General features: G+C 40.1%; 15 protein-coding genes and 1 pseudogene. 8 read left to right on the top strand and 8 right to left on the bottom strand.

Going from position 1 to position 12,931, the window contains the following annotated elements; translation table 11 throughout:
* A complete protein-coding gene (gene ccoO, locus L4D20_RS12880) occupies nt 1-621 on the bottom strand; it encodes a cytochrome-c oxidase, cbb3-type subunit II (RefSeq protein WP_428801996.1) in 621 nt (206 codons plus the stop codon).
* 12 nt (nt 622-633) lie between these two features.
* Complete coding sequence (ccoN, locus tag L4D20_RS12875; RefSeq protein ID WP_428801995.1) at nt 634-2,061, bottom strand: cytochrome-c oxidase, cbb3-type subunit I; 1,428 nt, start codon at nt 2,059-2,061, stop codon at nt 634-636.
* Nucleotides 2,062-2,336: 275 nt separating this feature from the next.
* Here ccoN and L4D20_RS12870 point away from each other — a divergent pair, with 275 nt between their 5' ends.
* The 4 genes and pseudogenes from L4D20_RS12870 (at nt 2,337) to L4D20_RS12855 (ending at nt 6,571) form a co-directional block, all read left to right on the top strand.
* Nucleotides 2,337-2,705: a hypothetical protein gene (locus tag L4D20_RS12870; RefSeq protein ID WP_428801994.1), complete on the top strand. Its 369-nt coding sequence runs from the start codon at nt 2,337-2,339 to the stop codon at nt 2,703-2,705.
* A gap of 81 nt (nt 2,706-2,786) precedes the next feature.
* Nucleotides 2,787-3,974, top strand: coding sequence for an FIST signal transduction protein (locus L4D20_RS12865; RefSeq protein WP_428801993.1), 1,188 nt, complete (start codon nt 2,787-2,789; stop codon nt 3,972-3,974).
* Between the two features lie 4 nt (nt 3,975-3,978).
* Nucleotides 3,979-5,702, top strand: a pseudogene (locus L4D20_RS12860) (response regulator).
* 71 nt (nt 5,703-5,773) lie between these two features.
* Entirely contained in the window at nt 5,774-6,571 is a 798-nt protein-coding gene (locus L4D20_RS12855; RefSeq protein ID WP_428801992.1) for a substrate-binding periplasmic protein, read from the top strand.
* A gap of 399 nt (nt 6,572-6,970) precedes the next feature.
* Here the strand turns inward: L4D20_RS12855 and L4D20_RS12850 are convergent, their stop codons facing one another.
* Nucleotides 6,971-7,186 (bottom strand): hypothetical protein, encoded by a 216-nt coding sequence (locus L4D20_RS12850; RefSeq protein ID WP_428801991.1) that lies wholly within the window; start codon nt 7,184-7,186, stop codon nt 6,971-6,973.
* A 202-nt stretch (nt 7,187-7,388) separates the two neighbouring features.
* On the opposite strand from L4D20_RS12850, the gene L4D20_RS12845 reads away from it, so the two are divergent.
* Entirely contained in the window at nt 7,389-7,832 is a 444-nt protein-coding gene (locus L4D20_RS12845) for an Xre family toxin-antitoxin system antitoxin (protein WP_428801990.1), read from the top strand.
* Entirely contained in the window at nt 7,832-8,302 is a 471-nt protein-coding gene (locus L4D20_RS12840; protein ID WP_428801989.1) for an RES family NAD+ phosphorylase, read from the top strand. The genes L4D20_RS12845 and L4D20_RS12840 overlap by 1 nt, the downstream gene beginning before the upstream one ends.
* 85 nt (nt 8,303-8,387) lie before the next feature.
* Here the strand turns inward: L4D20_RS12840 and L4D20_RS12835 are convergent, their stop codons facing one another.
* The 4 genes from L4D20_RS12835 to matP form a co-directional block, all read right to left on the bottom strand.
* Nucleotides 8,388-8,771, bottom strand: a complete 384-nt coding sequence (locus L4D20_RS12835; protein WP_428801988.1) for a hypothetical protein — start codon at nt 8,769-8,771, stop codon at nt 8,388-8,390.
* Nucleotides 8,772-9,007: 236 nt separating this feature from the next.
* Complete coding sequence (locus L4D20_RS12830) at nt 9,008-9,337, bottom strand: hypothetical protein (protein WP_428801987.1); 330 nt, start codon at nt 9,335-9,337, stop codon at nt 9,008-9,010.
* Between the two features lie 105 nt (nt 9,338-9,442).
* Nucleotides 9,443-9,754 (bottom strand): DUF3634 family protein, encoded by a 312-nt coding sequence (locus tag L4D20_RS12825; protein WP_428801986.1) that lies wholly within the window; start codon nt 9,752-9,754, stop codon nt 9,443-9,445.
* A 22-nt stretch (nt 9,755-9,776) separates the two neighbouring features.
* Entirely contained in the window at nt 9,777-10,226 is a 450-nt protein-coding gene (gene matP, locus L4D20_RS12820) for a macrodomain Ter protein MatP (RefSeq protein ID WP_428801985.1), read from the bottom strand.
* A gap of 159 nt (nt 10,227-10,385) precedes the next feature.
* Between matP and L4D20_RS12815 the strand changes: the two genes are divergently transcribed.
* Together L4D20_RS12815 and fabA are read left to right on the top strand one after the other, a co-directional pair.
* Nucleotides 10,386-12,038, top strand: a complete 1,653-nt coding sequence (locus L4D20_RS12815) for an AAA family ATPase (RefSeq protein WP_428801984.1) — start codon at nt 10,386-10,388, stop codon at nt 12,036-12,038.
* Between the two features lie 66 nt (nt 12,039-12,104).
* Nucleotides 12,105-12,623, top strand: coding sequence for a bifunctional 3-hydroxydecanoyl-ACP dehydratase/trans-2-decenoyl-ACP isomerase (fabA, locus tag L4D20_RS12810; RefSeq protein WP_428801983.1), 519 nt, complete (start codon nt 12,105-12,107; stop codon nt 12,621-12,623).
* Between the two features lie 133 nt (nt 12,624-12,756).
* Here the strand turns inward: fabA and rmf are convergent, their stop codons facing one another.
* Complete coding sequence (gene rmf / locus L4D20_RS12805; protein WP_248010103.1) at nt 12,757-12,930, bottom strand: ribosome modulation factor; 174 nt, start codon at nt 12,928-12,930, stop codon at nt 12,757-12,759.
* Nucleotide 12,931: the final 1 nt, after the last annotated feature.

The following is a 12,931-nucleotide window of genomic DNA, read 5'->3' as shown; positions in this document are numbered from 1 at the left end:
TTATTTCATTGCGTGACCAAGAGACTGAAGATAAGCGATGAGTGCATCCATCTCTGTTCTACCTTCAACATCTTGCTGCGCGTTAGCGATTTGTTCATCCGTGTACGGTACGCCAAATTGATTACGGAAGATTTCTAGTTTCTTCTGAGTCAATTTGCCGTCCAGAATATTTGTATCAAGCCAAGGGAAGCCCGGCATGTTTGATTCTGGAACAAGCTCACGAGGATTCATTAAGTGAACACGATGCCACTCATCTGAATAACGCTCACCAACACGTGCTAAATCTGGACCTGTACGCTTAGAGCCCCATAAGAATGGATGTTCCCACACATGTTCGCCAGCAAGAGAGTAGTGGCCGTAACGTTCAGTTTCAGAACGGAAAGGACGAATCATTTGGCTATGACACACGTTACAACCTTCACGAATATAGATATCACGACCTTCCATCTCTAAAGCTGTATAAGGGCGTAAGTTCTCTACTGGTTCATTGGTTTGCTTTTGGAACATTAGCGGAGCGATTTCTACTAGTGCGCCAAAACTGATCGCGATAACAATTAGAATTGCTAATAAACCAACGTTTTTCTCGATTAGTTCATGCCAGTTTTTAGTTTTATTGCTCATTCTATAATCTCCTTAAGCCGGTTGCGGGATAGCTTTAAGGCTATCTTTAGGCGCGGTGATTGTCTTGTACGAGTTGTATGCCAATAAGAACATACCTGATAGGAAGATTAGACCTCCAACAAAACGTACGAAGTAGAATGGGTAAGACGCTTCTACTGACTCTACAAAGCTGTAAGTCAATGTACCGTCTGAGTTAACAGCGCGCCACATTAGGCCTTGCATAACACCAGAAATCCACATAGCAACGATATAAAGTACAGTACCAATTGTCGCTAACCAGAAGTGAACGTTGATTAGAGATACTGAATACATACGCTCTTGACCGAACAAGCGAGGGATTAAGTGGTAAACAGTACCGATAGTAACCATTGCAACCCAACCTAACGCACCAGAGTGAACGTGACCAACAGTCCAATCTGTATAGTGAGAAAGTGCGTTTACTGTCTTAATTGCCATCATTGGACCTTCAAAGGTGGACATACCATAGAAAGACAAAGATACAACTAGGAAGCGAAGAATAGGGTCATAGCGAAGTTTATGCCACGCACCAGACAGCGTCATAATACCGTTGATCATGCCACCCCAAGAAGGAGCAAAAAGAACCAATGACATAACCATACCTAAAGACTGAGTCCAGTCAGGTAATGCTGTGTAATGTAGATGGTGTGGACCAGCCCAAATATATAGAGATACTAGCGCCCAAAAGTGAACAATCGATAAACGGTAAGAATAAACAGGGCGTTCTGCTTGCTTAGGAACGAAGTAGTACATCATACCCAAGAAACCAGCTGTTAGAAGGAATCCAACCGCATTGTGACCATACCACCACTGAATCATGGCATCTATAGCTCCTGAGTACATCGAATACGATTTACCAAGTGATACCGGGATTGCCATGCTGTTTACGATATGTAAAACAGCAACAGTGATAATAAAGGCCCCAAAGAACCAGTTTGCTACATATATATGAGAAGTAGTACGTTTGATTAATGTCCCAAAGAACACAACCGCGTATGCAACCCAAACAAGTGTTATAGCAATATCAATTGGCCACTCTAGCTCTGCATATTCCTTACCTGAGGTTAACCCTAAAGGTAAAGTAATTGCAGCAGACAGAATTATTGCTTGCCATCCCCAAAAGGTGAATGGGACAAGCGGACCACCGAATAGACGAGTTTGACAGGTGCGCTGTACAACATAATAAGATGCTGCGAAGAGGGCACTCGTACCAAACGCGAAAATAACCGCATTAGTATGCAGTGGACGTAAGCGACTGTAAGTCAGCCACGGCGTATCAAAGTTTAGCTGGGGCCAAACTAGTTGAGCGGCAATCAAAACACCAACAGCCATGCCGACAATACCCCAAAGAATGGTTACAAGGGTAAATTGACGAACGACTGTATAGTTGTAGTTTTGTTCAAGCTGCTTTTCTTGGCTCATTTGCATGCTTCCATTTTTTTATTAACTACACTTTACTTCCAACACGACACTTTACTTTCAACAAAACAAGTGTCGTAATGCCACCCAAATCCTTTGGAAATATAACCCTTATATTGGCGTTTCAATTCCATCATCAACTTTTAAAAAGTGGCACTTTCAACGCGAAACTATACTTGAATTAACAATTTAATGACAGCTCAGTAACCTTGCGAATGGTCAGGTTTTGTGGGTTTTTTTTAAAAATTTGAACTTAATAGCATGGAGAAACAATTTCAATGGCAGCACAGCCCCTTACTAAAGGACGTTTTGTTCAAATAATCATCACCTTGTCTGTGTTGGTTGGTGCTTTTACATGGCGCACTATTAACCATTCACAGGTCCAATTGGTCGACTGTGAAAATCAGATTAGTTGTACATTTAATGTGAAAAACATTGCTCTTGAGGCGATATTCACCCAAGACTTATTAAAAATAGAAGTTAACAGTTCCAACATCGATATCTCAACCATGTTGGAGCCTATTCATTTGCATGAGCAGGCAACCGAGTGGAAATTGCCCGAAGAAAAGGAAAGTGATGTCATATCTTTGGAGATAACCTTAGAAAATAACGACGTACATCATGTAAACCTCATAAATTATCCATAATAAGAATTAACAGATTGAAACAGCAGGACTCAAGTGTGTATTGTTGTTTAACGTAATACTCTTTCAACACAACGAACACGTATGCAGTTTATTACCCAAGTTACACATATCATTAATGAACGTGACGCAGTAAAAGAACTCGTAAGTGCGTTATCTCGAGATAATTTGTCGTGCGTGGTGTGTTACTACACTCAAGAGTACAATCAAGAAAATCTTCGCAAAGAATTCACATCATTATTACCGAATGTGTCACTGATCGGTTGTTCTACCTGCCAAGGTATAATGACAGAAAAAGGTGTCCACTTTGGAGCTGTCGTGGGCATTGTCGCTATTTATGATAGCGCTTCTCATGCCTACGGTTCCGGCTTAGTTGAACTTACAGAGCAGTGTAATATTGAAGATGCAACGTCTCTTGCGTTAGAACGTGCTCTCAAAGAATCAAATAGAGTAGGTGAAGTTCCCGGTTTCATCATCTTGCATGCGACTCCAGGTGTTGAAGAGAAAATAATCGAAGCAATTGATCAAATTTTCCATACTCAAGTTCCGATTATTGGTGGTAGCGCGGCTGACAATCATATTAAAGGAAAGTGGTCCATTTTTACCGAATCTAAATCGACAGGTTCAGGAATGGCATTGCAGCTGTTTTATCCTTCACAAAATGTTACAGCTGGGCTAAGCGCTGGATATTCACCGACCGAATTTACTGGCGTTGCAACTAAATGTGGTGAAAGGGAACTGATTGAAATTGATCATCAACCTGCACAAGATGTATATCTAGAGTGGATCAGTGACCATGCTGGCGTTGATGTACCTAAGCATTTTGTATTTGAATTAGTCACAGAGTTTCCACTCGGTAGAAAAGTAGGTGAGGTTTATGAAAGTCCTTACTACAAGTTATCTCACCCAATAAGTATTAGTGATAACAAAGGATTACTGCTATTTACCAATATTACAGTCGGAGACGAAGTAACATTAATGTCAGGTGACCGCCAACAACTCATTACCCGCGCAGCACGAATTTTAAAAGAGACTAAACGACACATACATTCTGATGATCAAATTATTGGCGCGATTTGCATCATGTGTGCAGGCCCAATGCTTTACCTAGAGCAAGATATACATGAAGTAAATAAAGAAATCTGCAAAGAGCTGAATAATAGCCCGTTTATTTGCCCATTTACCTATGGTGAGCAAGGACGATTTATTGATGGCGAAAATGCCCATGGAAACTTGATGATATCGTCAGCAGTCTTTCATTCTACTTGGTAGCTCTATGGAAATTAAAACAAAAGAAGAACTAAATGAAATCTTGCTTGAGCTAAAAAGAAGCCAACAAAGAGAAGCGAATCTGGCGTTAGAGAATAGGGCGATCTTAGATTCAATATCTGCCATTACAGGGTCACAAAATAAACATCAGATTTTTCACGAGCTAAAGCGAACACTTGCTCTATATATTGATTTTGAAGACTTTGTTGTTTTAAGTAAAACCTCAAACGACTCAGTATTTGAAACTTTCCTAACATCCAACTCTGCTTTTGTTAACCTTAAATGGCCTCAAAGTGACAAGTTTTTACGTGTCCTTGGCGGTGAGTGCATCATTCTTTTCGAACCAACCCAGCTAGAAGAGTTCTCCCATTTAAACCCATTTGTAAAAGACCAAATAAATTCCGCTCTGATTACAGGCATGAACACCGCTATATCTCAATCCGTGATCATGCTACTCGGTAGTAGCAAAGGAAGATTTCCGATCACTACGCGCGATACGTTGTCACGTTTTAGACCTCTGCTTGAGCGCGCACTGATCGATATTGAACAAAAAGAGAGCTTAAAAGAATTAGTAGCAATTAGAACTGAAGAGCTTAAGTTAGCTCGAGAAAAAGCAGAGGAAGCGAGTAAAGCAAAGAGCCAGTTTTTAGCGATGATGAGCCATGAACTAAGAACACCTTTGAATACTATTCTTGGTTTTATCGACGTTCTTGAACATGACCTCATTGATAGTAAGCAGTTATATGCACTCAGCAAAATGGAGTCTTCAGCGGAGTTATTGCTTGTATTGATCAACGATATCTTAGACTTAACCCGTATAGAGTCAGGGCAGTTTTCTATTAACTATCAATGGGTTGAATTAAGAACGGAACTAGAAAAAACGTTAGAGCATTACTATAACCAAGCAGAGCAAAAGAAGCTAAAGGTAACCATTGATTTTGATAGTATCGATAGTAGCCTTTATTGGATAGATCCAATTCGACTATCTCAAATTGTATTTAATTTAATTGGTAACGCAATCAAGTTCACCTTGGCTGGCTGCGTTGATATTTCAGCAAAACTCATTAATAAAGAGCTAATTATTGCTATTACTGATACAGGGATAGGGATAGAAAATTCAAGATTGGATACTCTTTTTACACCATTCAAACAAGCTGATAGCTCGATTACAAGAGAGTTTGGTGGGTCTGGTTTAGGGCTTACAATAACAAAGCACCTAATCGAACTGATGAACGGGAAAATTACGGTCGAAAGCAAACTAGGCAAAGGTTCCTGTTTTTCTGTAAAGATCCCTGTCGATAAAAAACCGGAGAACAACCTAGAACACAAAGCTTCTTCACTTCAACAATATAACATTCAAAAGTCTCACAACGTGTTGGTCGTAGAGGATACTAAAACAAACCAAATGGTCATAAAGCTACTATTAGAGCGATCCGGTTACACGGTAACACGGTAACAACATTATCAAATGGGAGAGACGCGGTGGAACACCTCAAATTCAATAGCCACAATTTGGACGCCGTTATTATGGATCTATCAATGCCGATAATGGATGGCCTAACAGCCACTAAGCTAATACGAACGTTCAACTCAGACATTCCAGTTATAGCATTGACAGCTCACGCAATGGAGCAAAATAGACAAGATTGTTTGCAAGCAGGAATGAATGTGTTCGTAACAAAGCCAATTAGAAGCCAACACATCTTACAGGCACTAGACTCTGTGATCTAAGGGTTGATTACTACATAAAACTCAGACATCAGCTACGATTAAGTTACGCTAACTAATTGTCTGAGTTTATTATGAGTTCTTTTCGACACTTTTTACTCTTAACCTTATTTATCGTTCAAGTCATGATTTTTCCATCATCGGCGTTAGCTTCAAATAAACAGATTACGGTTAGCTATAGCGATAATTGGGCTCCTTACTCATACCTCAATAATGATGTACCTGAAGGTATCTTAGTAAGGATGATGAATGAACTGTTAGGTACAAGGCTTAATTATCAAGTCGATTCAATAGTTCAACCATGGGCTAGGGCGCAGCAAACTGCTTTGGAAGGAAGAGCTGATGCTATATTCACTGCAATCACTCCAGAACGGACTAAGAGTTACCAGCCTTCAAAAGAAGCTCTGTTTTATTTGGATTGGCGCATCTTTGTGTCCGTAAACTCTTCAAAATACGACGAAATGACGAATAGCGATTCACCATTAGACATTAAAAACCTAAGGTTTATCATCGTAAACGGTGATAGCACCTCTGAAAAAATCTTATCGGAGCAAGGCGTACCTTACATCCAAGTTTCTACCATCCAGCAATGTTTGAAGATGCTACAGTTTGATAGAGCTGATGCGTTTCTGCACTCAAACTTAGTTGGTAAAGTTGGGGTTCTGCAACTAGAGCTAACCAAAGAAATTGTGCCACTTAAAGGTAGTTATGGATCAATTCCATTTGTATTTCTCCTGTCTAACAATTCAAAGGTGCACCCAAAAATCAATAATGAACTAGATACGTTAGTAAAGAATCTTAAAGACTCAGGCGAGTTCCAGAAGATTTCATCGCAAATTGAAGCAGAAGTTTTGTTAGAAGTGTCTAGGTAATAGAAAACAAGCAAAAGCATAAACCTAATAATCAGATATTATCTTCAGATAAATAGATGATTATTAGGTATTTTATGGTAAATACGATTATGTTCAATTGATGTCTCGTACTGTTAGTAGTAGAGGAATTAGGACCCTTGTTAATAGAACCCCGCAAACCTTATTTAACATAATATACATAATACGCATTTGGGTATGGAGCTTATCTAGGCTGATTCTAACAATATTCTGAGCTTCTGAAGCTCGTTACCGCTAAAGTTTTACGTCCATATTCCATAGCATCTTCCATTGTTTCGTACGGCCCATGGATTTTAACGTTGTGTTGTTCATCGGCCACTGACATAAACCATTCGTCGATTAGGAACTCATTGTCTGTCAGTTCGTTTACTTCTTTGAAGTTTAGCCGACTACATTCGACACCATACATTGAACTTGTTTTGTATCGTCTCGATAACCAAGCATCTTTATATAGCTCTTGTCGGATTCACTCATGGTTAAAATCTCTTTAAGTAAACTCAGACTTTCGAACACTTTCGCATATTGAGCTGTATAGATTTTATCATCGGTATCTTTCAAGGCTTCAAGTTCTTCTATTTCTTCAATTACCTTATCCATGGCCATTTATCCATTCTTGCGAGCTTTATTCCAAAGCGTTTAAGCTCAAGTCCACCGAAGTTATTAATTGTAAAGCTTGTGCTATGTAACTAAGAACCTGATGATGAAGATTAAACACGTAACCTTTTAGCTGTTTTGTTGCAAAATAAGCTCATATGAGCCAAAATAATGAGGTCATATGGTCTAGATTAAGGAAGTAATCATGGCGATGAACGAACTAAAACGGTTTCGTCCACAACGCGGAAATAAGATCAGTTTTTGGTCTGGCCTAGGGATCGAGGATGCTAATACGACCGCTGTACACCAAGGATTTGAACCCAAAGTCTACCGAAATATTATCGAGCGTACCAAGCTGTCTCAAAATGAGTTTCATCATGTCACGCACATTCCGGTCAGCACCATTAAACGCCGATTAAAAAATGATGAGCGCTTCAATACCCAAGAAAGCGACGCGATCTATCGATTGGCAATGCTCATTAAGTTGGCTACCGAGCTGTTCAATGACGAACAACGTGCCCTCGAGTGGATGAGAGAAAGCGTGTACGGCCTAGGCGGAAAACGTCCGTTGGACATGGTGTCGACCACTGTGGACTTTGAGATTGTTAAAGACTTAATTGGTCGCGTTGAGCATGGGGTATTTTCGTAATGGAGCTGTACCGACTTACGCAGAAAAAGTTTTCGGACACTCCCTTCAGCCCCATTGGCGCAAAGCTGTATGGCGGCAGATGGAACTCAAAAGGAACGGAAGCCCTGTACTTTTCGGAGTCCGAGTCCTTATGCGCATTGGAAGTATTTGTGCACGTAAACAACGATCCAAACATCATCACGCAGTACGATCTCTACTGCATTCACATCCCAGATGAATTAATCGTCAAGCTGGATAACGAAGATTTGCCAACTACCTGGCGAGACATTCCTGCCGGTGAGCCGACACAAGAAATCGGTGATCAGTTCTTAAGCGAGGTAGAACCACAATTTGCCGCGTTACAAGTGCCCTCCACTATTTCCCCTAGAGATCACAACTACGTAGTGAACCCGAACTACCCTAGACTGACCGACATTTTTAATAAACATGAGAAGTTAGACTTTGCATTTGACCCACGCATTTTTAAGTAAATAAATAGTATCGGCTTAGACTGTGGTTCCAAGAAAAGCGTCTCAAGTACTAATCGGCTCTAGCGAGTTTCCACGAAATTCTACACTAAGTACACTTACTCAAAAGTAACTTCCAGTCGTTTTCTGATACCTCGTTTTCGTACACTCGAATCCGATAGTATCCAGTTTTAGTTAATGAAGTCACTCTCACGTGCGAACGCCAAATGGTTGGGCGTCTATACCTTAAAGCGGCAATCAAACCATGAAGGTAAAATTCATCATTTTCTATGGATAGTCTTTTATTAGCGACCTTTTTCCCACCCCAAAACTGCCCTAAACCTGCTAAAAACGGATAGATGTAAGACATATGGTTAAGCTCACTAGACAATATCAATTTTACGATAAACAAGCCCAAGAATGCACCACCAATGGTCATGCAAACGTTGTTAATCGACTGATTTCTTTTGTTGAATTGAATTTTTCTTTTCATGCCTCCCCCGTATATAACGTCATTTTTATATAAACAGGGGAATTGTCGAAACCTAACTCTTATAAACTTCGAGGCATATCAAATCAAATTCATTATTCAATATTCAATATTCAATATTCAATATTCAATATTCAATATTCAATATTCAATATTCAATATTCAATATTCAATATTCAATATTCAATAAGTGTTAGGGACTAATCGCCTACAAACAAATTGATAAAGGGATGGAGTGCTCAGAAGTTTTTGGATGCAACGTGGATATGCAAATATTTTTGCGATTCTGTATAGCGATATTTCTTCTTTATTTTAAGTATCTTCTTACTAGCACGACAAAGTGACGTACTCCCAGTGCTCTGAACACGCCGAATAGTTGTGTGCTTTTCACCGAGTTTCATCTCTAACATAAGATTACAGAATTCAGTCTCATTGAACTCCATTCTTCTTAGCTGCTTCACTAAATCCTTCTTAATATTTTTTGCTGTTTTATTATAATCAGCATCATCTTGAGCTTGTATTGAGCAAGACACTGCCAACACTACTACCATTAAAATTCGAGCTATCATAAGCACCTCCGTTGAGGCACTTTAACATCATGAGCTTATCTTCCAATTTACCAAACCTTCTTCGTCGAGGGATAATACATTGGTTTGTAATTACGTTGTTTAACATTAAGCTCTTTTGTTACTCGATTTATTTTTAAAGCCTTGATGTGGAAATACATTTCGAATTCGTTGTTGCACTTTTTTAGGAACAGCCTCAGAAAAATCGAGTTTAGTCCCTGTGCGCTGTTGATACACTTTAAAAGTTCCATCAAACGGTACGATGCTCGCGATCTCTTCTACATTATGACGAAACTTGGCAGGGAAATGCCCTTTCACTTTCGATATTTTACCTGCAACGAAGGTTACTTTTAATGCCGGACGATCAACAGCAACTAGCCAAAAAATAATAATGGCCGCAATTAGAATGACGTATAACATAGCTTGTCCTCGTAATAGAATATTAGTTAGAAAGTAGCTTACTTAAATCTTGTTTGAGATCGTTGACTGTTCGACTCGCCTTTTCGCTTCGTGAGGCCTCAGTAAGAAGGTATTCGATAGCATCTGATAAGGTACAACCAAGCTCATTAGCTCTGTAACTAAGCTTTTCCCAAACTCGGTAATCGAGATCAATGGACTTCTTTTTTGTATGAAGCTGTTCTGCATTAAAATGACGTTTTCGTTTTGCTCGAATTGCTTGTTTCATTTTATTATCGAGTTCTAACGCCATATGCTCTTCTATCCAGTCTAGAACGAATGTTGGCTCATGCTCTAACTCTTTAAGTGCTTTAACTGCTGTCTCTTCTTCACTGCTGTCAATATGACGAGTGATTGAGTCACCGTCTTTCCACTTTTTAATTAGGTATTGCCATTTCCAGCCACATTCTAGATTTTCAAGTTGTTGATACTTCATCACTCTGCCCTTTCACTATTTAGGGTGACAGCGTAACTCGCTGAGCCGTACTTAACAATTAGCTTATTCAAAATTCTAGAGAAAGATCATTTTATCTATGCCGCAATGCCCTTTTACGTTACAATTTTCAACCCTTAATATGTCATATGACGATAGTGAATGAATCAAGAAATCTGGCGCGCGGTCACGCCACAATACGACGCTTTTAAAGAAACGATTGAAGATATAAATTCAATAGCCCCAAAAGCGTTTATGGAGACTCAAAACCGCCTGTCTGGAGCCATTGATCAGTTTATCGGTCTATCGGGCGTATCAAGAGTGATGATGATTAATGCGCCAGACAATGCGCTCTATCGCAATCTAATCTCTGAGAAAATTCGATCATGCGTTGAATCAACAACCTCAGTGATCTATAGCGAAACGTTAGATTCAACTACAGTCTTTGGTCAATATAAAGCTGAAGATGGCGAACTGAAACAACATTTTCCAGGGCTGTTAGATCAAGCGAACAACGGCTACTTGATTCTTACTGCTACCTTTTTACTAGCAAACCCTGCTAGTTGGCTAAAATTAAAATCTGTTGTCTTAGGGCAAAGTGTTTCACCACTTAATCTTGACCGCAAACATGAATTGTTAAAGCCTATTGAGAATCACTACAATCTTAAGATCGTTATTGTCGGCGATAGAGAGCAACTGGCTGAAATAGATTATCTTGATGCAGATATTCATACCGGCCTTTGCTTATTTAGTGAATTAGAACTGGAACTTCCCCTTTCAACAGAAACAATTGAGTTGTATCTCGGATACCTAAATTGGGTTTGCTCTAGCTACAAGCTCCCTGCACTTGACCCAACCTCGATTGAGCGTCTATTGGTTGCAGGCGCAAGATATAGTGAAGATCAAAGCTATGTGCCAGTGTGCTTAATGTGGCATCTGGCTTTACTTCAAGAGGCAACACTCGTTTCGAATAATGAAACCATCACTTTTGAAGATCTTGATAAAGCTATTGAAAATAAAAAGCATCGTGAGTCTTATCTTCCTGAAAGAGCGTTGTCAGATATCTTAGATGGCCAGGTCATCATCGAAACCACTGGTGAGCAAGTTGGCCAGGTGAATGCACTAACCGTTATTGATGTTGCTGGTCACCCATTATCGTATGGTGAGCCAGCTCGAATCTCATGTGTTATCCACTTTGGCGACGGTGATGTTTCTGATGTAGAACGCAAAGTAGATCTAGCGGGTAACCTTCATGCAAAAGGCATGATGATCATGCAAGCATTTGTCAGCAGCGCTCTAAAACTCGATGAACCGTTACCCTATTCTGCCTCTCTTGTTTTCGAACAGTCTTACTGTGAAGTTGATGGCGATAGCGCTTCACTCGCTGAGTTATGCTGTTTCGTTAGTGCTTTGTCTGAATACCCTATAAGCCAAGAGATATCGGTAACTGGTGCTGTTGACCAGTTTGGCCGTGTTCAGGCAGTTGGCGGGCTAAATGAAAAGATTGAAGGCTTTTATCACGTGTGTAAACACCAAGGTTTCACTGGCAACCAAGGGGTAATTTTACCTCGTTCAAACTTAAAACACTTAGCATTAGATAAATCAGTCATTGAAAGCATCAAATCAGGTGAATTTCATATCTGGCCTGTATCTAATGTGGATGAAGCCGTCCCTATTTTAATGAAACAACCTTTTAGAGGTGATGACGACAACAGTGTCGTTAGTAAAATCGCTGAACGTATTGAAAACTTTGAAAGACTTGAACATCCACCAGGAATTGTAGAGCGGTTCAAAAACTGGCTCTCATCTTACTGATCGGAGTTGTTTAGCGTACACCTGTTCACTAACATGCACATATCAGAAATTGGAGTGATAGATATAATGCAAAACAAAAAAGATTCTTACGACCGCGACGACCTACTAGCTTCTAGCCGAGGCGAGCTATTTGGCCCTGGTTACCCTCAATTACCAGCGCCAAACATGCTAATGATGGACCGCGTAAGTAAGATGACTGAAACTGAAGGCGATTTTGGTAAAGGCTTAGTGATCGCTGAGCTTGATATTACTCCAGATCTTTGGTTCTTCGATTGCCACTTCCCTGGTGATCCTGTAATGCCAGGCTGTCTTGGTCTTGATGCAATGTGGCAGTTAGTTGGTTTCTACCTTGGTTGGGTTGGCGGCAAAGGTAAAGGCCGTGCTCTTGGTGTAGGCGAAGTTAAATTCACAGGCCAAGTATTACCAACGGCGAAAAAAGTAACATACGAAATTCACATGAAACGTGTTGTTAACCGCCGCTTAGTAATGGGCGTTGCTGATGGCCGCGTTCTTGTAGATGGTAAAGAGATTTATGTGGCAAAAGACCTTAAAGTTGGCCTTTTCCAGGATACGTCTACATTCTAATTTGTAAATAATTCATAAGCGACTCATCGGAGTCGCTTTATTTGCACAATTATATTTAGTTATAGTGCGTTAGTAATGGTTTATATAGCCCCTTTCGGGGCTAATGTTCCTCTAGCTTGTATGTGGAAAGAAGTTATTTATAAAGGCCAGATTGTTTATCGTCTCTGGCATCGCGCCACCCACCTAACCAGTAAGACTTCGCATCCATTTGTTGATACGGGCAGTTTTCGGAAGATCTTCCGTTTAGTCCTGCTTTGTAGCCTTGAGATTGAGCTCTTTCTAGGCGGTCACGCTTTTGTCTCTTCATA

Origin of the sequence: Vibrio kyushuensis (assembly GCF_050337325.1) — a bacterium.
GTDB classification, from domain to species: Bacteria; Pseudomonadota; Gammaproteobacteria; order Enterobacterales; family Vibrionaceae; genus Vibrio; species Vibrio kyushuensis.
Note: the sequence above shows the minus strand (reverse complement) of the source record. Positions and strands in the feature narration are given on the sequence as shown.

Excerpts from the sequence above, each read along its gene's own strand:
- ccoO (WP_428801996.1), bottom strand. The coding sequence starts at position 621 with ATGAGCAATAAAACTAAAAACTGGCATGAACTAATCGAGAAAAACGTT.
- ccoN (WP_428801995.1), bottom strand. The coding sequence starts at position 2,061 with ATGAGCCAAGAAAAGCAGCTTGAACAAAACTACAACTATACAGTCGTT.
- L4D20_RS12870 (WP_428801994.1), top strand. The coding sequence starts at position 2,337 with ATGGCAGCACAGCCCCTTACTAAAGGACGTTTTGTTCAAATAATCATC.
- L4D20_RS12865 (WP_428801993.1), top strand. The coding sequence starts at position 2,787 with ATGCAGTTTATTACCCAAGTTACACATATCATTAATGAACGTGACGCA.
- L4D20_RS12855 (WP_428801992.1), top strand. The coding sequence starts at position 5,774 with ATGAGTTCTTTTCGACACTTTTTACTCTTAACCTTATTTATCGTTCAA.
- L4D20_RS12850 (WP_428801991.1), bottom strand. The coding sequence starts at position 7,186 with ATGGATAAGGTAATTGAAGAAATAGAAGAACTTGAAGCCTTGAAAGAT.
- L4D20_RS12845 (WP_428801990.1), top strand. The coding sequence starts at position 7,389 with ATGGCGATGAACGAACTAAAACGGTTTCGTCCACAACGCGGAAATAAG.
- L4D20_RS12840 (WP_428801989.1), top strand. The coding sequence starts at position 7,832 with ATGGAGCTGTACCGACTTACGCAGAAAAAGTTTTCGGACACTCCCTTC.
- L4D20_RS12835 (WP_428801988.1), bottom strand. The coding sequence starts at position 8,771 with ATGAAAAGAAAAATTCAATTCAACAAAAGAAATCAGTCGATTAACAAC.
- L4D20_RS12830 (WP_428801987.1), bottom strand. The coding sequence starts at position 9,337 with ATGATAGCTCGAATTTTAATGGTAGTAGTGTTGGCAGTGTCTTGCTCA.
- L4D20_RS12825 (WP_428801986.1), bottom strand. The coding sequence starts at position 9,754 with ATGTTATACGTCATTCTAATTGCGGCCATTATTATTTTTTGGCTAGTT.
- matP (WP_428801985.1), bottom strand. The coding sequence starts at position 10,226 with ATGAAGTATCAACAACTTGAAAATCTAGAATGTGGCTGGAAATGGCAA.
- L4D20_RS12815 (WP_428801984.1), top strand. The coding sequence starts at position 10,386 with ATGAATCAAGAAATCTGGCGCGCGGTCACGCCACAATACGACGCTTTT.
- fabA (WP_428801983.1), top strand. The coding sequence starts at position 12,105 with ATGCAAAACAAAAAAGATTCTTACGACCGCGACGACCTACTAGCTTCT.
- rmf (WP_248010103.1), bottom strand. The coding sequence starts at position 12,930 with ATGAAGAGACAAAAGCGTGACCGCCTAGAAAGAGCTCAATCTCAAGGC.